Genomic DNA, 19,342 nt, shown 5'->3' on the forward strand with positions numbered 1-19,342 from the left:
CACGATGGATATTTCCCGACTGACCGCAGATGAAAAGCGCCAGCTTCTGCAGCGCATGATGGCCGGACAGAAGGCATCCGAAAAAAAGAGTTTCCGCCTAAGCCATGCTCAGGAACGTATCTGGTTCGTCGAGCAGATGCAGCCAGGCTCAGGCGCATATTCGATACCTCTGGCCATCAGGCTGAAAGGTCCGCTCGACCGCGACAGGCTGAAGACCTGCTTCGATATCGTCGTAGAGCGCCATGAAAGCCTGCGGACGGTTTTTAAGGTTATTGACGGAGAGCCGTTCCAGGTCATCTCCTCCCGATCAACGGCAGACTTCAGCTTTCACCAACCGGGCGATGACGAGACCGCACGCGATGCCGCCATAAGCCGCTTCGCGCGGGAGCCGTTCGAGCTCTCGCAAGGTCCGCTGTTTCGCGTTGGCCTGTTTTCCGTCGCACCTGACGAGCATATCCTCGTCATGGTCATCCATCACATCATTTCCGACTACGCCTCGTTGCAGATCCTCATCGACGAGGTCCACCGGCTCTATGGCGCGTCCGGATCTCCTGCCACCGGCCAGCTTCCGGCACTCGATATCCAGTATCGCGACTATGCCGAATGGCAGCGCAACGGCACTGCGGAGCTTTCCGGCCAGGTCGATTACTGGCGCGAACAGCTTCGTGACGCACCGCTGCTGCTTCAACTTCCGTTCGATTTCGCCCGGCCGGTGACGCAGGCGTTTCGCGGCGCCCGGCATAAATTCCACCTTGGGCCGGACCTGTCCGCCGCCATCAAGGATCTGGCGAAAAGCCGAAACCTGACGACATTCATGGTGCTGCTGGCGGCCTATCAAATTCTGCTCGCCCGCCTTTCGAGATCCGACGACATCTGCATCGGCACGACGGCATCGAACCGCAACAGGGCGCAGACCCGCAATCTCATCGGGCTGTTCGTCAACAATCTCGTCATGCGGACGCGCCTGCAACCGAATGACACTTTCGATGCGCTGCTCGAACGGGTTCGGGAAACGACGCTTGAAGCCCTGTCCAACCAGGATGTCCCCTTTGAGCAGGTGGTGGATGCGCTGAATGTCGAGCGTGACATCGGCCATAACGCCCTGTTCCAGTCGACTTTCGTGCTTCACAACGCCTCGGGTGCAACTTTCGACCTCGGCGATATCAAGGTCACGCCGATCGCGCTCGATTCAGGCGCCTCGCGTTTCGATCTCAGCCTCGACATGCACGAGAGACGAGGGAGCGAAGGTTTCAGCGGCATTTTCGAGTTCAATACCGAACTTTTCCTGCCTGAGACGGCGGCGCGCTTCTCCGGCTATTTCATGAGACTGCTCGGCAGGCTCGTGTCAAATCCCGGCGGTCGCATCGCCGAAATCGACCTGCTGGACGAAACAGAGCATGCGGCTATAGCGGTTGCGAACCGGACGACCACCGCCTTTCCATTAAAAGATGTCGCATCGCTGCTGGAAGAGACCGCCCAGACGCGCGGTTCGTTTGCGGCCGTGCGCTGCGGCGACCGGCAATATTCCCATAGTGATATCAATGATACCGCCAACCGCGTGGCGTCAGGGTTGCGTGATCGCATCGGCAAAGGCAAATCTCATCCCCGCATCGCCATTTGCCTGCCGCGTTCCGAAAACCTCGTCATCGCCATCCTCGCGGTGCTGAAACTCGGTGGCCATTATGTGCCTCTCGACCCCGGGCACCCGGCGGAACGGCGCTCACTCATTCTCGAGGACTGCAGGCCTGACATCATTCTCGTCAACGAGGCTGACGATGACGCTGCGAAAGCGGCATATCCTTCCGATTGCATGGCGATTGAACCTCTGCTGCGCGCAACCGGCTCCTTCAGCAATCCGCACCGTGAGACGTTGCCTGACGATCTGGCCTATATCATCTACACGTCAGGTTCGACGGGCAGGCCGAAAGGCGTGCCGATCCGACAGAAAAGCCTGGTCAATCTTCTGACCAGCATGGCGGGGCGGCCGGGCATGTCTGCTGAAGACCGGTTCCTCGCCGTCACCACGCCGGCCTTTGACATCGCCACCCTCGAGCTTTTGATGCCGCTCATGGTCGGCGGCCTGCTGATCATCGCCGAAGCCGATGATGTCTATGACGATATGGCCCTTTCGGAGCTTATCCGCAACCATGGCGCGACGATGATGCAGGCAACCCCCGCGACATGGCGGCTGATGGCAGATGCCGACTGGAAGGCTCCGGCGGGTTTCAGGATGCTTTGCGGCGGCGAAGCGCTCGAGCCGGGCCTTGCCCGCCGCCTGCTGGAGACGGGTGGCGAATTGTGGAATCTCTACGGCCCGACCGAAACGACGATCTGGTCCACCTGCACTCGCATAACCCCCGAACATCTGGAACTTCCTGCCCTGCCGATCGGCGAGCCGATCGCCAACACGCAGCTGCATTTGCTCGATGACGCGCTGATGCCGGTGCCCGCAGGCGTTGTCGGAGAATTGTATATCGGTGGCGAAGGTCTGAGCCTCGGCTATTTCAACCGGGACGATCTGACGTCGCGCGCATTCGTTCAAGGCCCAGCCGCAGGCTCGAACGGTCGGCCTGAAACATCAAGGCTATATCGAACCGGTGACCTGATGCGACGTTCCGCCGCCGGACACCTTCTTTATGTTGGCCGCGCCGATTTTCAGGTCAAGCTTCGCGGTTTCCGCATCGAACTCAGCGAGATCGAGGCGATCCTCGCCTCGCAGCCATCCATCGAACAGGCCGTCGTTACCCTTTGGCAGGATGAGGAAGGCTCAGGCACCCTCGTCGCCTATTGCCGCCGCGGGACTGGCGTGGTGGACGAGGAAGCGATCCGCACCGCGCTCGCGTCACTGCTTCCCTCCTACATGCTTCCCTCAGCCTATGTCTGGATGGACAGTTTTCCATTAAACGCCAATGGCAAGATCGATCGCAAGCGGCTTGAACGACCAAAACAGATAATCTCGTCAGCCGCCTATGCCGCTCCGCGCGATGGCACCGAGCAGATGGTTGCGGCCATATGGCGTGAATTGCTCGGCGCCGAAAAGATCGGCCGCGACGACAGTTTTTTCACGGTTGGCGGCCATTCCCTGCTGGCGACGCGGATGCTCGCGCGTTTGCGGACGTCCTTTACCATTGACCTGCCGCTGCGCACCATTTTTGAGAAACCCAGACTTGCGGAATTTGCCGGTGCCATCGATGCGCTGGTGGCCATCACCGGACGCGGATCGGAACCGGGTTCATCCGGACTGGCAAAGCGGAACCATACCGGCCGAACACCGCTATCGCATGCACAGAACAGGCAATGGGCGCTGGCGCAGCTTGAACCGGACAGCCCGCTTTATAATATTCCGTTTGCCCTGAAGATCAGGGGACCGCTCGATTTCGCAATCCTCTCGCATGCGCTGGAACTGACGGCGCAGAGACAGGATATCCTGCGCAGCCGGTTCGTCTCCGTCGATGGCAAGCCATTCGTCGAGACTGACCCCGAGATGACATTCCGGATCGTGCCGGAAGAGATCGGCGATAGGGAACTCGAGACTACCCTGCTCGATTGCGCGCGCCGGCCATTCGATCTTGCCGTTGCGCCGCTGCTGCGCATTCACGCCTTCCGCACCGGCCCGCAGGACCATGTTCTGCTTTTCATTTTGCACCACATCATCGGTGACGCCCTTTCAGCGGAAATTCTGCTCAACGACGTTGCTGAGTTTTACGGGTCCCTCTTAAAGAAAACCGCACCGCCAGACGGGGCGCTGCCGCTGCAATATGCGGATTTTGCAATCTGGCAGCGGGAACAGGACACGAAGGGCGAGGTCGATTATTGGCATAAAACACTTGCGGGCGCTCCGCCGCTGCTGGAGTTGCCGACGGATTTTGTGCGGCCCGCCATACAGGGCTTCTCGGGTGACAGCATCCGCTTTTCGCTCGATGCAGTTTTGCTCGCAGGATTGCGAAAACTCTGCGACCAGCGAGGCGCTACCCTCTTCATGGGAATGCTGACAGCATTCTCGACGCTGCTCCAGCGCGCCAGCGGCATGCGCGATATCGTCATCGGGACACCGATATCCGAGCGGTTCCACCCCGATCTGGAAAACATCATCGGGATGTTTGCCAATACGCTGGCGATCCGATTGCAGACCCAGGGCGGCGAGAGCTTCAACGAAGCACTGAAGGCAACCCGCGACACGGCATTAAGCGCTTTCGCCAACCAGGCCGCGCCGTTTGAGAAAGTGGTTGATGCGCTCTCACTACCCCGGACATGGAGCCACAACCCGCTGTTCCAGGCCATGCTCGTCTCGACCGTCGAAACCCGGCGCGAAGCCATTTCGCTTGCCGGCATGGATTGGGAAAGACTGGTGCTTCCCGATACGTCGTCGCGTGTGGACCTGACATTGTTCATCCATGAAACGGCGCACGAACTTTCGTGCCGTCTGGAATATCGCAGCGATCTTTTCCGCCGCTCAACCATGGAATCTCTTGGTGATGCGCTGGTCGCCCTGCTTGAAAAGATTGTCGAACATCCTGATGTGCCACTCGACAGGCTCTCCCTGCTGTCGGGCAGCCAGCAGAAAAGGCTGCGGCAGTGGAACGAGACGGAGGCGGCCTTTCAGCCGCAGCGGCGCTGCCTGCACGACTTCGTGAAAGCGAGTGCTGACGCCAATCCGCAGGCAATAGCAGTCACTGATCAGGACCGGAGCCTGTCCTATGCCGAACTTGACCGAAGAGCCGACCGGCTCGCCAGCGGGCTCACCGCAGCCGGCATAAGCAGTGGGAAACGCGTCGGCATTCGCCTTGAAAGAAGCGTGGGGCTGGTGGTCGCCATATTGGCCGTTCTTCGCACCGGCGCGGCCTATGTGCCGCTCGACCCGCGTTACCCCGCCGACCGCATAGAATTCATCGCCACGGACGCCGATCTGGCACTTATTCTGGTCACGACAGAGGATGATATTTCGACTGTCGGACAGAATTTCCGCTGCATGACGCCGGGTATGGTGGAAAGTCTGCCAGGCGGGGTCGTGCCGGTGCCGGCGACGTCAGGCTCCGATCTTGCCTATATCATCTACACATCAGGCTCGACCGGCAGGCCGAAGGGCGTGGCCATCGAACATCGCAACGCCGTTGCTTTCGTGCAATGGTGCCTGCACAGCTTCACCAGCGACCAGCTGTCCGGCGTGCTCGCCTCCACCTCGATCTGCTTTGATCTTTCGATCTTCGAAATATTTGCGACGCTTGCAGCAGGCGGGCGTATCTTCATGGTGGACGATCTCTTCGCCTTCCCGAGCGCACCGTTTTCAGGTGAAGTAACGCTGGTGAACACCGTTCCGACGCCGATGTCCGAATTGCTCAAACTCGGCCCCCTGCCGGAGAGCGTGAAAACGGTTTGCCTGGCGGGAGAGCCGCTGCCGCGTGAACTTGTCGCGCGGATTTACGCCAACGACCATGTCGAAGGCCTCTACAACCTGTACGGCCCCTCGGAAGACACAACGTATTCGACGGTGGCGCCGGTGCCCAAATCGGGAGAATGGTTCGGCATCGGCGTGCCGATTGCCAATACCCGCGCCTATGTGCTCGACGGCGAGTTAAACGAGGTGCCGGTTGGAGTTCCCGGTGAATTGTTCCTGTCCGGCAGCGGGCTGGCGCGTGGCTACTGGAACCGGCCCGGCCAGACCGCCGAGCGTTTTCTGCCCAACCCTTTTGCCGATTGCAGCGAACACCGCGTCATGTATCAGACCGGCGATATCGTGCGCAGACGTGATGATGGTGGCCTCGATTACATGGGGCGCGGCGACCGGCAGTTGAAGCTCAACGGCTTTCGTATCGAACCGGGTGAAATTGAGGCCGTATTGCTTCAGCAGGACGGTGTGCACGAGGCCGTTGCCGGGCTCTGGCGCGACGCCTCCAATCATCAGCGCCTGGCAATGTGGATTGCCGGCGATCCTGCCCTCGAAATCGCCAAACTTGTCGCAATTCTCCGGCAACGCCTGCCCGAGCATTTCATTCCCGTGCTTGCGACCAGGCTCGACGCACTTCCACGCCTGCCGAATGGCAAGCTGGATAGATCCGCGCTGCCGGACCCGGCAGCCCATGGCGAGCGCTCCGCTGAAATTGCAAGTCCGCTCAATGACCAGGAAGACGTGCTGGCGCAGATATGGCAAGGCTTGCTCGGTTGCGGAGACATCCGGCGAAACGACAATTTCTTCTCGCTCGGCGGCGATTCCATCCTTGCCATCCAGCTGGTTTCACAGGCCCGCCAGAAGGGGTTGAGGATGACCCCGCGCGACGTGTTCCTCCACCCCACGCTCGCATCGCTCGCAGAAGCGACATGCACGGAAAGCACTGCGACGGCCGAAAACGGTGATGCCGATGGCGACGCTACGCTCGGCGCTATTCAGCGCTGGCTGCTGGATCAGGACCTGCCACATCTCTCCCACTGGAACCAGGGACTGATCCTGAAACCCACCCGATCTCTCGATCTCGACCGGCTCGAAAAGGCGATCGCCAGAGTTCTCGATGAACATCAGTCGCTTCGCGCCAGATTTTTGCGTGAAAACGGGCAATGGCAACAGAAATTCGCCCCCATTTCGGCGATTCCCCTCATGCAACGACTGGCCGCCACGGATGAGAACGACGTCACGGATTTTGCCAGAAAGCTCCACGCCAGCTTCGACCTTGATGCCGGGCCTCTTTTCGGCGCGATTTTCGCGACATTGCCCGATGGTTCCGGACGCCTCATTCTCGCGGCCCACCACCTCATCGTCGATGGCGTGTCCTGGCGAATGATCGTCGCGGATGTCGAGCGGCATTATCTGGAAACGGGCACCATCCGCTCCGGCACGGTCGCGGCGGGCAGCTGGAACAGCCGGCTTTCGCGGTCGGTGCTTTTCGATGGAGAAGAAGCATATTGGCGCGGCATCTGCGAAGAAGACGTGCAGGCGCTGCCGCTCGACAACCAGAGTGGCAGCAATCCTCAATCGGATGCGGTGGCGTACCGGCAGACGATCGATGCCGAAACAACAAGGCAACTGCTTCGGGATGTGCCGGAATGCTTCAGCATCGCCTCGAACGAAGTTCTGGTTGCAGCCCTTTATCTGGCGCTGCGGCAATGGAGCGGAAAACCACGCCTGCGCCTTGAAATGGAAAGCCACGGCAGACCGCATCTGTTCGAAGACATCGACGTTTCCGAAACGGTGGGGTGGCTGACCGCGCTTTATCCCGTGTTGTTCGATACGCCCGATGACGCTACGCCAGACCGCCTGCTTCTCGACGTCAAGGACACCCTGCGGCGAATTCCCAATAATGGCGTGGGTTTCGGTGTTCTGAAATATCTTCGCAACAGGGGTGAGCATTTGGACTACGGCCAACCGCAGGTCCGCTTCAACTATCTCGGCCAGATGGATGCCATGTTCGGCGCCGACAGCCTGTTTGCTCCCTCCGGCATAACATCCGGTCCGATGTATGGCCCCGGCAACCCGCGCGATACGATCCTCGAGATCAATGCCATGGTGGTGCGCGGCGAATTGCAATTGCAATGGGTCTATGGCGCGCAGCTGCATTCCGGGGACACCATCAAGATGCTGGCCGGCCATTTTCGGGACAATCTTGAAACGCTGATCCAGCATTGCCTTGATGGTTCAGGTGCTGGTTACAGCATTTCTGATTTCCCGCTGATGGATCTCGGCCAGGACGAACTCGACAATCTGCTAAAGAGCTTGTGACACAATGGACAATCGCCCGCTTGAAAGCCGCCGTCGCCCGGCTATCGAAAACATCTATCCGCTGTCACCCATGCAGGAAGGATTGCTGTTCCACTCCATCGCCACGCCTGACGAAGGCGTCTACGTGCCGCAGATCGTCCTGCAACTGAAAGGCGCGGTCGATCCGCAAATCATGCATGACTGCTGGAGCGAGATGGTGTCACGCCATGCCGTTTTGCGCACTACATTTCACTGGGAAGAAAGAGACGAACCCTTTCAGGTGGTCCACAGCGATGCCAGCCTTGCCTGGTCGCAACTGGATTGGTCCGGTATTGGTGTAGAGGAGCAGCAAAGCCGCCTCGGCGCACTTCTGTCCACCAACCGGCACCAGGCTTTCGATCTGAAGACGGCACCGCTGATCCGCCTGCAATGGATCGATTACGGCGGCGAAAATTCGCGTCTCGTGCTTCAGTACCACCATATCACTCTCGACGGATGGTCGGCGGGCCGCATCGTCGAAGACGCCTTCAGGATTTATCAGAGACGGTGCGGCTCATCACGTCCGCCACTGCCCGCACCGCGGCCCTATGTGGACTACATTGCCTGGCTGAAAAGCAGGAAACGTGAGGCGACGCGAGCGTTCTGGACGGATTACACGGCGAAGATCGAGGTGCCGTGCAGAATGACCCGCAACGCTACCGGAGGCGAGGCGGATTTCTCCAGTCATCACTTCACCTGCGATCCCGCAGTTTCCGCGCAGGCGGCAAAACTGTGCAGGGAGATGGGGATTACCCCCAACACACTTTTGCAGGCCGCACTTGCCATCGTCATCGCCCGCAAGACCGGCGGCAGACACGTCGTCTTCGGTGCGACGACAGCCGGGCGACCTTCCGAACTACAGGGTGTGGAAAACATGGTCGGCCTGTTCATCAACACGCTGCCGGTCTGCATCGATGTTGAAAATGGCCCTCTTGCCCCGTGGCTGCAGACATTGCAGCAACGCCAGTCCGCCTGTGCGGAGCACGACTATCTTCCACTGCGTGAGATACAGGCCGGGCGAGGCGATCTTTTCGACTGCCTGCTGGTCTTTGAAAACTATCCCGTGCCGCGCGATATCTCGGCGGAGGCAACATTCGCCGTGACCGGCGTCGAGGTCGATGAATGGACCCACTACCCCCTCACCCTGTTTGCCGTTGCCGACGCCGCGAAAATTTCGGTTTCCGCCCGACACGACAGGCGGCGCATTGCCGAGCAGGAAGTAGAAGAATTTCTGCATGAGCTTGGCGCGACAATCGGCGAGATGGCCGGCGGCATTCCGACGGTTCCGCACGTATCCGCTACGGACACAAGGCCGGTCGATATCGCCAAGCCTTCGGTGGCGGAAACATACGGTGATCAGCCCCTTCCCTCTACCGCCTGGACGGAAACGGAAGAAAAGATTGCCCGGATCTGGTCAGAGGTTCTGAAAGTTGACGCCCAGCGCAACAGCGATAATTTCTTCGAACTCGGCGGCCACTCGCTTCTGGCGGCCAGGGTCGTCAACCGGGTGCGGAGAGAGTTTGCGATCAATTTTCCCGTAAAAGTCCTGTTCGACCGTCCTGTCCTTGCGGCGTTTGCGGCATTCATCGACGCGCTGAAGGCAACCGCTGCACCCGTGGATAAACACAATGCGATTGAAATTTGATGAGAGGAGCCCCGATGACAGTTCGTCCCCGGTTGATCTGCCTTCCGCCGGCCGGCGCCGGCCCGAGCATTTTCCGGTCATGGGTGCAGAATTCCGAGAGCGTCTTTGACGTTGTCCCGGTCGCCCTGCCAGGTCGCGAAGCGCATTTCACCAAGCCGCTGCCGCGAGACATCCAGAGCCTCGCCGACCACGTCGGCAGCGAAATCACCGGACTGCTGCAGGCTCCTTACGCCCTGTTCGGTTATTCCATGGGCGCAGTCGTGGCCTATGAGCTGCTACGGTACCTCTCTGTCCGGCACCTGCCGCTCCCCGACGCCTTTTACATTCTCGGTTCCAACGCGCCCGACCGCGTCCTTGAAGGGCGTGAGCCTATCCACAGCATGACGAGTGAGGATTTTCATCAATCGCTGGTCGAAATCGGCGGCACGCCGGACGCAATATTGCGCGACAGGGAGGCCATGGCGCTGTTCGAGCCGGTTCTGCGCAATGATTTTCGCATTTGCGAGACCTATCAATTCACCCCTCCGCATCTGCCGGTTACATTCCCGGTCCATGTCTTCGTTGCCGATGCCGACCATCTCGTCAGCTGGAAGGCGGCAGGTGCCTGGGAAAACTGTATCGGGCAAGACATCACGATGCATCGAATCGAAGGGTCGCATATGCTTGCGCCAGAAGCCTTCACACAGTTCATTGGAAAACTCAGCCAATTATGGCAAACCGATCAGGTGCAGGCTTGCACTGTTTCAACCAGAACGGCATGAGCCTGATTTGTGATGCCAAACTGATGGATGCGGCAGACAATGAGAGATCATGAGACAGCCGGCGTCTCCGCCGCCGACGATATTCTGACGGAAGCGACTACCCTCCAGCAGTCCATGTGGCCGGAGGTGCCCTGCAGTGCCGGCCCGATGCTTGCGGGCTGGAAAACGTCCGCCGAGCTGTTCTCCAGCCCCGCGGCACTGGAGGAATTCCTGGACTATGAGGGGTCGTTTGATCCCGGCGTCGATCTCAAAAGCCGCGCCGCATTCCTGATAAGCGACTATTGCTACATTTTCTTCATGGCCACGGTTCCGCTGCTGGTGGGTCGCGGCGTGGTGCCGGATATGTCGCCCGAAGCCGTTTCATTGCAGTTCTATACCCATCATGGCGAACATGACGGGGAACCGATGACGGTGCGGCGGGCACATGTCCGGCTGTTGTCGCCGCATATTTTTACAGATCGGGATGCCGGGCCTTTTTCGACGGTCACGGACCAGGCGGGCCTGTGCGAGCGGTTCCGCATGGGCGTCGAGCAACATTTCCATCCGCTGGTGGAAGCATTGGTAAAAAGGACCGGCTTTTCGAAAAACGCGCAATGGCGGCTGGTGGGAGACGCGATAGCCGGTAGATTTCTCGATGTCGGAAGACGGTTCGGCTGTCTATCCGAAGCGTTGGCCTCGGCCATGGCGATCGTCAAGGTACAGGGATCGCCGCTGAACAACCGCCAGCTTGGTTATTTCGACCTCACCCTGCATGACAGCGCCTTAAAAGAACCCTTCACCTACACGTTTCGCGCGCGCGGTGGATGCTGCCGGTACTATACCGTTCAAGGTGCGGAAAAGTGCCCTACCTGCGTCCTCAAGTCGAATGAAGAGCGCGACGACATTCTTCTCCAGGAAATGCGCGCCCATTTCTGCCTAAAATAAGATTATTATTTTCAATAATTTTTTTTACTCGGGAGTCCCATAGCGCCGCCTTTGATCGTCTTCAGCATGAGTGGGCGGATATTGCCGCCTTTTATCTGAAACGCTTATCAAGTGCGCGGGAGCGGGGGCTTCAATGGAATGCAAGGGAATTAACGGCAGAACGGCTGGAACCGGGCTGGCGGGATGGGTAGCGCTGCTGCTCACAACTTCGGTTTCTGCTCTGGCCTTGCATGTGCCGGCCGCAGCCCAGACCACCAGTCAGGCCAGCACCGCGCCACGACAGATTTCGATCGCCGCCGGGCCACTGACCTCAGCGCTCAATCAGCTTGCCACGCAGACCGGCCTGCAGATTCTCTTTGACGGGTCCGTTGCCAATGGCAAAACCTCTCGCGGTGCCAGCGGTAATCTCACACCCTCTCAGGCGCTCGCCGCAGTGCTTGCTGGGACGGGTGTGCAGTCGCGGTTTGCCGGCCAAAACCAGATCGCCCTCAGCCTTGCGGAGTCGCCTGCAAATGCCGCAGCCGTCGGTGCTGACGGTTCGACGCAACTGCAGGCCATCACGATTTACGGTTCGCGCAACGCCACGACGCTTGCCAGCACGTCCTCGAGCATCGGCATCGTCAACGCGGAACAGATCTCCGACGGCCAGATAAGGAGTTTCCGCGATAGCTTCCGCCGCATGGCGAACGTCATGGATGGCGACTGGGCCGATGCCGGTTTCATCATTCGCGGTGTCAGCTCCGAGGGTCTTGTTCCCGGTGGCGCGCCTCTTGCAACACTCTACATCGACGGCGTTCAGCAGACGGTGCGTGGTGCGCGCCGCGGGGCACGTGGGCTGTTTGACGTCGAGCAGGTCGAAGTCTATCGCGGGCCGCAGTCCACCCTGTCCGGGCGCGCTGCAATGGCGGGTGCCATTTACATCAAGACCAAGGATCCCACATTCGAAAAAGAGGCGGAACTTTCGACCACGATCGCCACCGGCAATCTCTACGGCACCGGCTTCATGTTCAATACGCCGCTGGTAGACGATCAGATCGCCATTCGCATGTCTGGCGAAATTCAGCGCAGCAAGAACGATATCAATTACCCGACCTTCGAGCGTTTTGAGAACTATAACGAGTTCACCCACGACTTTTATTACCAGGTCCGAGGCAAGGTGCTGTTTGAACCGGCGGAAATGCCGGAAACGCGCGCCCTTCTCAGCTACTCGTTTTCACATGACAACCCCGCCGTTCGCGATATCGGTGGCCCCAAAGGCTCCATCCCCTTCAGCTTCGATGAGAAACGCGGCGACTATCAGCTTCCGGTCTACATCGAATATCGCCCGACTGACGTCCATAACGTCGGACTGGAGGTAACGCATGACTTTTCAGACGAGCTGAAGCTGACGTCACTTTCGGCCTTCAGCTATTCCGATGCCGATCGCCTTTCGGTCAATTACGGTACCCCAGGTGAAATCAACACCTATCACGGCTACTACAAGGAATGGATAGGCTCCCAGGAAGTCCGCCTCAATTATGACGGCGACAAATGGGACTGGGTCGGCGGCGTCTATTTTTCTTATGAAGATGAGAAGAATTTCTACGATCGCACCATTCCGCTGACAGCCACCGTCAACCGCAACCAGGTCCAGCACAATACGCAGAAATCGTTCAATGCCGCCGTGTTCGGAGAGGCGACATACGAGTTCGTTCCGACATGGAAAATCACGCTCGGCGGCCGGCTGGACTACACGGATCAGGATATAACGCAACATCTGGTGCGGACCCAGCCTCTTGGCGGCGCGACGAGCGTTCTGACGGACTATGCTGCGTCCTTTAACGAGGTCAATTTCGTACCGAAAATCGGCCTTTCAAAAGAACTGACGGACACACAGACGGTCGGCATCACCTATTCCCAAGGTTTCCGGACAGGTGGCGCGAGCTACGATTCCTATCGTCGGACGGCCTATAGCTACGAACCGGAAACGGCATCGACCTACGAGATTTTCTACAAAGGCTCGTTCATGGATGACCGGCTGACTGTAAATTCAAACGTGTTCCTCACCAAATATTCGGACCAGCAGGTTCTGATGCAGCTCGATCCCACGGATCTGCTGAGCCGGCGCATCATCAACGCCGCGTCGTCGGAAGCCTGGGGCTTCGAGTTCGAGCCGTCGTTCAAGGTCACTGACAACCTCGAAACCTTCGCATCGCTCGGCTACGTTCATACCGAGTTCAAGAACTTCAACGATCTGACCTACGGTAATCTGTCCGGCCTGCCATTCCCGGAAGCGCCGGAGTGGTCGCTGGGTCTTGGCGCTCGCTACACCTTCGATAACGGCGTTTATGTCGGCGCGGACGCCAAATATACCTCGAGCTACCTGGCACGTCTTGGCAGCCTGCCGCACGATTATCTCGACAGCCGTTGGATCGTGAACCTGCAGGCGGGCTACAAGACAGAGCGGTGGGAAATCAACGCCTTCGCACAGAACCTGCTGGACGAGAAATATTTTGTCTACAACGACAATGATATTGCCGCCACGCTCGGCGAGCGCCGCAGCGTCGGTTTGAACATGAAGGTCAAATTCTGATCCATTTCCTGCGCGGCTCCACGCCGCGCAGGCTTCCACTTCTGGAGTAATGAATGATCCTGCGGTCGTTTCTCATCTTGCTGATGGGACTTTTTGCCTCCGGCGCCTCGGCGCAATGTTCGGGCCGTTCCCTCACGACAGGGGTTTATGGCGCACCGATCTGCGTACCGGACACGCCTCGCAGGATCGTTGTGCTCGATCCTTTCTACGATCTGGGAATGGCGCTTGAACTCGGCCTGCCTTTGGTCGGCGCGCCGCTTATGTCGGTTCAGGACCACGAACTGAAGGAAAAAGCCGACAAGGCGACGGTTTCCGATATTGGCGAGGCCCGGCAGCCCAGTCTCGAGCGTATCGTGGCCCTAAAGCCGGACCTGATCGTCGGGGACGCAGCCCTGCACGGCCAATCCTACCAGAGCTTCGCCAAGATTGCGCCGACCGCGCTCATCGACGCAAAGAACTGGAAAGACCATTTCCGCACATTGGCGCTCCTTTCGGGAAAAAGTGATGAGGCGGCAGGGATGCTGGCCGCTTACGAAAAACGTGTTGCCGCCATCAGGGATAAAACTGCTTCCCATAAGGTATCGGTATTGCGGGTGACACCAAGCGGTTTTCATGTCTATCTCGACGGTCCGGCCGCCTATGCGCCCTATGAGGTTCTTCGTGATGCCGGCGTAAAACGCAGCGCTTACGAAACGACTGAGGACAACACGGTCTTCAAACGGCCCGAATGGGAGGACCTCGCGCTCCTCGACGGAGACATCCTGCTTTACGTCGTTGCCGGCAGATACGATACGACCATGGACGACGCGCTCGCCGACCGCACGACCAGCAACCCCTTCTGGCAAATGTTGCCGGCAGTCGCATCCGGAAACGCCCACCGGGTTAAGCGTGAAACATGGATGAGCTTCAACGGCATCGGCTCCGCCAACAAAGTTCTCGATGACATCGAGCAATATCTGCTGGACAAGCCGTGACATCGTTTCGCGGATTATCGAAAGCGGAAAGACCGACACATCCTCGCAGGGCAGAATTTTTCTGCTCGGTCCTGCTTCTGCTCGCCATTGCTGGCCTGCTGGTTTCCGCCATGCTGGCAATAATGGCCGGCTCAGCGCCGCTTTCACCGTCGACGGTGTTCTCTGCAATCTTCCACTTTGACGGCTCGCGTGATCATCTCGTCGTGACGTTGCTACGCTTGCCACGCGTCGCGGCGGCCATGATCGCAGGAGCGGGTCTTGCCGTTTCAGGCGCAATCATGCAGGCGGTGACAAAAAACCCTCTGGCTTCGCCGGGTCTGCTCGGCATCAACGCCGGTGCGGCTTTTGCAGTCGTCGCCGGCCTGTCGATCATGGGCGTTTCGGGCGACGCGCTGGTCTGGTTTGCCTTCGGCGGCGCGGCATTTGCCGCGCTCTTCGTTTTCTTCATCGGTTCTATCGGCCGTGTTGGCGCGACACCGCTGATCATGGTGCTGGCGGGAGCGGTGGTCGCGACATTCCTCACCTCACTGACCACGGCAATTCTGATCTTCGACCAGACGACGCTCGATGCCGTGCGCTTATGGACCGTCGGTTCCTTAAGCGGCCGGACGATGGAGCACGTCTTCACTGTGGTGCCATATTGGCTTGCGGGACTGCTCGGCTCACTGCTGCTCGCCCGTCATCTAACGACACTCAGCCTTGGCACAGATGTCGCCACGGCGCTTGGTCAGAACCTCGCCCTTTGGCGCGGCCTGTCGGTCGTGATCGTCATTCTCCTCTCCGGCAGCGCCGTCGCACTGGTCGGCCCTGTCGGCTTCGTTGGCCTCGTCGTGCCGCACATCGTTCGCCTCGCCGTCAGCGTGGATTACCGGTGGGTCATTCCCTTCAGCGCCGTCATCGGTGCGATCATGGTTGTTATCGCCGATCTCGCCGGACGGATCATCCTCGCCAACCAGAGTTTTCCTGTCGGCGTCACGATGGCCCTGATCGGAGCGCCATTTTTCCTCTGGCTGGCGCGTTATCGCGCGGGGGCAGGCAGGCCGTGACACGCGCAATAACTGTTCTGATCATTCTCAACCTTCTGGCCGTCATTGCTGCCATGATCTGGGGAGACCAGTCGATTGCCTGGCGTGATGTCGCCAATGCCCTCATTGGCAATGCGCCGGCCGATCTGCACATGATCGTCATCGAATTCCGGCTTTCAAGAGCAATCCTCGCTCTGCTTGCCGGCACAGGCCTTGCCGTTGCGGGCACAATCTCGCAGACCGTCATGCGCAATCCCCTGGCAGAGCCCGGCGTTCTGGGGATCAATGCGGGGGCAGCGCTCGTCGCAAGCGTGGTTATCATCCTTTTTGCGAATGTTTCGCCAGCCGTTCTGCCCTGGGCGGGCTTTGCGGGAGCCGTCACAATGGCGGCGGCCGTCTACGCGCTTGCCTGGAAACGTGGTACGTCCTCTCTCCGGATCATCCTCGTCGGCATAGGCCTCAGCGCCATGGCCGGCGCGGGCACCAGCTTTCTGACCGCATTCGGCAATGTCATGGACGTGCAGCGGGCAATGATCTGGCTTTCGGGCAGCGTCTACGGCGCTGACTGGACCAAGGTCAAAAGCCTTCTGCTCTGGCTCTCAGTTCCGCTGGCCCTGACGTGGTTCTCCTGCCGGCAGCTGGACCTCATCCGTTTCGGCGACGATGTGGCGACCGGACTTGGACAGAAGGTCAACCTCGTGCGTGCATTCCTGATATTGCTCTGCACGCTGATATCGGGCGCCACCGTCGCGATGGTGGGGTTGGTGGGGTTTGTCGGCCTTATCGCCCCGCATGTTGCGAGGCGGATCGTTGGCCCGGCTCACCGGACCCTCATTCCGGTTGCGGCTCTGACGGGCAGTCTTTTGCTGTTGGTCGCCGATATTATCGGTCGCACGGTCATCGCACCGGCGCAGTTGCCGGCCGGTATCGTCACAGCCCTGCTGGGGGCTCCATTTTTTGCCTATCTTCTGAAGGGCCGCCGGCATGCATGAAGATCATCGCCTTGCGACACGCAATCTGTCCCTTGGATATAATGGCGCCGTCATTGTCGAAGACTTGAACCTGAAAATTCCGTCCGGGCATTTCACCGTTCTCGTCGGGAAAAACGGATGCGGCAAATCCACGATATTGCGTGCCCTCGCCGGACTTCTCAGCCCCATGAAAGGCGAGATATTTCTGGACGGTACATCGACGCGGAAAATTCCATCACGGGAACGCGCAAAACACATCGGCGTCCTCACGCAGGGGCCGCAGGCTCCGGAGGGATTGTCGGTCGCCGAACTGGTCCGGCAAGGACGTTATCCCCATCGCAGGCTTTTCGAGCGCTGGTCCAGCCGTGACGAGGACGCGTGTAGCCGTGCTCTCGACCTGACCGACATGACAGCGCTTTCCGGCCGTCCGGTAGAGGCTCTCTCCGGCGGCCAGCGGCAGCGCGCCTGGATCGCGATGACGCTCGCCCAGGAAACGGACATTCTTCTTCTGGATGAACCAACGACTTTCCTCGATCTCGCCCACCAGATCGAGATACTGGATCTCATCAGACAGCTTGTTCATGATCAGGGCCGCACCATCGTCGCGGTCCTCCATGATCTCAATCAGGCTGCCCGTTACGCCGACGAAATCGTTCTTGTCAGGGATGGCAGGGTATTCGACGCGGGCGCCCCAAGCGCCGTCATCACGGCGAGAAATGTCCTTGATGTCTTTGGCGTCAATGCCGTCATCATGCCGGATCCGATTTCGGGAACACCAATGTGCGTGCCCGTTCCATCACAGGCTGGAAGCCCGTGACCTGTGGCTGCCACGCAACATTCTCTGGGTTTTTCGTAAAAGACACTTCTGTCTCCCGCCTTGGTGCGCATTCGCCCGTAGGCCAAAAGATGTAATGAATCCAGACATAAACATGATAAAAATTGTCCTCTTTTAAGCGTCAAGAGGATTTTTTACGGATCCAACCTTAAATCATTGCACTTGCATCGCTTTTTACCCGTGACTAGAAATTCCTCAGCGGCAATGAAGGCCAAAACCTCGATGCCGGATGACGATCTGGTTCGGACAAACCCTACGGAGAGCACCCGGTTTACGCTCTGTGTCCGCCTTCAGTTGTCACACCTTGCAGATTGCGGAGGTTCAGGAAAGCAATGCGGACGTCGACGGCCAGCCTCAGTGAAAATGACGGAACCGACCTGTTGAACAGGGCGATCGTCGAGCATTACGGCGACATCATCAAGGCCGTGGGGGGACGCAACCGCTCAGACGGGGCCGCGCGGGAAATCGTGCACGATCTCTACGTCAAACTCGCCTTGCAGCCCGATGCGCTCTCCGGCAAACGATCCATAAAGGCGTTCCTGTGCCGCGCCGCTTCCAATATGCGGATCGACCGGATCAGGCGCGAGCAGTTCGAATCCAGGCTTTTTTCCGGTTCGGATGAAGATGCCAGGGCGGTGTTCGCGGCAGATAACGCGCCCGATCAGAGGTTGGCTGTCGAGGCGCGGCTGACGGTGCTGAAACAGGCCATCGCCGACCTTCCCGAAAAACGGCGCACGGCCTTCGTCCTGCACAGGCTGCATCATCTCTCGCCGGACCAGATCGCCTCAAAGCTCAAAATTTCACGCAATATGGTCGACCGGCACCTCCGGCGTGCGCTCAGCCATTGCCTCGACCGGCTTTTTGAAATGGAGTAGACATCCCAATCAACACAGCTCATTCGTCTACACATGGAAGAGCATAATTGGAGCGTTCCGTGCAACGTAGACGTCTGACGCGTGATCAGCGCAAACGAAACAGAGAAGCAGCCGACTGGGTGTTTCGCAACCGCGATCCGGACCAGCACGAAACCGAAGTGGCGGAATTTCGTCGCTGGATGGAGATGGATCCGGAAAACTGTCGGGCCTACACGGCGGCGAAGCGCATTCTCGGCGAAGCGAGAACGGCGATACGCTCTGACGCCGGGCTGCGTGAAGCGCCGGCCGCATCCTCATCGCGCACCCGCAACACGATCATCTCCTCGGTCGTCGCGATCATCGCGGCCGGAACATTGTTCGTTGCTCTGGATGGCCCCATGCGTCTGAGTGCCGATATCATGTCTGGCGCCGATGAGATGCCTGAAGTGACACTGGAAGATGGTTCCCGGGTACAATTAAACGCGTCGTCTGCAATCGCGCTCGATTTCACCAGCGAACGACGGACAGTCCGGCTCCTGCGAGGACAGGCCTTTTTTCAGGTCAGCCCGGACGCGAAGCGACCTTTCTCCGTCAGCACCGACGATACGCTGGTCACGGCTCTCGGCACGGCTTTCGATGTTCGCCAAAGCGCCACGGACACCCGCATTGCCGTTACGGAACATTCTGTGCGCGTCGATTTCAAGGAGCAGGGAAGTGTTCCGGTGAAAGTCGGAGAAGGCGAAGAAGTGCTTCACTTGAACGAGACAGGCAAAAGCACAATCCGGAAAACGGATGTCAGTACGGCGCTTGCCTGGCGCCGGGGCCAGCTCACCGTGGACAATGTGCCCCTCTCCTATGTGGTCGAGGAAATACAACGGCATTTTCATGGGCGCATTGTCATAGGAAACGAAGCGACGGCACGGCGTGTCGTCAGCGGCACGCTCTTCGTAACCGATACGGAGGCCGCACTGAACTTCCTACGCACCGCGCTCAACATCCAGACATATAAGGTTGGCCCCATCATCATTGTAACCTCCTGATCCCGGCAGGCTGTC

At 59.0% G+C, this 19,342-nt stretch carries 11 protein-coding genes; all 11 read left to right on the plus strand.

Features of this window, described 5'->3' with window-relative positions; translation table 11 throughout:
• The first annotated feature begins 4 nt into the window (after positions 1-4).
• The 11 genes from O8B93_RS14775 to O8B93_RS14825 all read left to right on the plus strand — a co-directional run bounded on the left by O8B93_RS14775 (position 5) and on the right by O8B93_RS14825 (position 19,327).
• Positions 5-7,708 carry a non-ribosomal peptide synthetase gene (locus tag O8B93_RS14775; RefSeq protein ID WP_269710820.1) on the plus strand — a complete coding sequence of 2,568 codons (7,704 nt, stop codon included), beginning with the start codon at positions 5-7 and terminating at the stop codon, positions 7,706-7,708.
• Positions 7,709-7,712: 4 nt separating this feature from the next.
• Positions 7,713-9,371, plus strand: a complete 1,659-nt coding sequence (locus O8B93_RS14780) for a condensation domain-containing protein (RefSeq protein ID WP_269710706.1) — start codon at positions 7,713-7,715, stop codon at positions 9,369-9,371.
• A 14-nt stretch (positions 9,372-9,385) separates the two neighbouring features.
• Positions 9,386-10,132, plus strand: a complete 747-nt coding sequence (locus O8B93_RS14785) for a thioesterase II family protein (protein ID WP_269710707.1) — start codon at positions 9,386-9,388, stop codon at positions 10,130-10,132.
• Positions 10,133-10,171: 39 nt separating this feature from the next.
• Positions 10,172-11,056, plus strand: coding sequence for a ferric iron reductase (locus O8B93_RS14790; RefSeq protein WP_269710708.1), 885 nt, complete (start codon positions 10,172-10,174; stop codon positions 11,054-11,056).
• Between the two features lie 133 nt (positions 11,057-11,189).
• Entirely contained in the window at positions 11,190-13,628 is a 2,439-nt protein-coding gene (locus tag O8B93_RS14795; RefSeq protein WP_269710709.1) for a TonB-dependent receptor, read from the plus strand.
• A 53-nt stretch (positions 13,629-13,681) separates the two neighbouring features.
• Positions 13,682-14,602 (plus strand): iron-siderophore ABC transporter substrate-binding protein, encoded by a 921-nt coding sequence (locus tag O8B93_RS14800; protein WP_269710710.1) that lies wholly within the window; start codon positions 13,682-13,684, stop codon positions 14,600-14,602.
• Positions 14,599-15,648, plus strand: a complete 1,050-nt coding sequence (locus O8B93_RS14805; RefSeq protein ID WP_269710711.1) for a FecCD family ABC transporter permease — start codon at positions 14,599-14,601, stop codon at positions 15,646-15,648. The genes O8B93_RS14800 and O8B93_RS14805 overlap by 4 nt, the downstream gene beginning before the upstream one ends.
• Positions 15,645-16,619 carry a FecCD family ABC transporter permease gene (locus O8B93_RS14810; RefSeq protein WP_269710712.1) on the plus strand — a complete coding sequence of 325 codons (975 nt, stop codon included), beginning with the start codon at positions 15,645-15,647 and terminating at the stop codon, positions 16,617-16,619. Before O8B93_RS14805 ends, O8B93_RS14810 begins: the two co-directional genes overlap by 4 nt.
• The gene (locus tag O8B93_RS14815; protein WP_269710713.1) at positions 16,612-17,415 is read left to right on the plus strand and encodes an ABC transporter ATP-binding protein; all 804 of its coding nucleotides are present in this window, start codon (positions 16,612-16,614) and stop codon (positions 17,413-17,415) included. Before O8B93_RS14810 ends, O8B93_RS14815 begins: the two co-directional genes overlap by 8 nt.
• A gap of 350 nt (positions 17,416-17,765) precedes the next feature.
• Entirely contained in the window at positions 17,766-18,308 is a 543-nt protein-coding gene (locus O8B93_RS14820; protein ID WP_269710714.1) for an RNA polymerase sigma factor, read from the plus strand.
• Between the two features lie 59 nt (positions 18,309-18,367).
• Complete coding sequence (locus O8B93_RS14825) at positions 18,368-19,327, plus strand: FecR family protein (RefSeq protein ID WP_269710715.1); 960 nt, start codon at positions 18,368-18,370, stop codon at positions 19,325-19,327.
• Positions 19,328-19,342 lie beyond the last annotated feature (15 nt).

This window comes from Martinezella rhizogenes (assembly GCF_027460065.1).
GTDB lineage: Bacteria > Pseudomonadota > Alphaproteobacteria > Rhizobiales > Rhizobiaceae > Agrobacterium > Agrobacterium rhizogenes_C.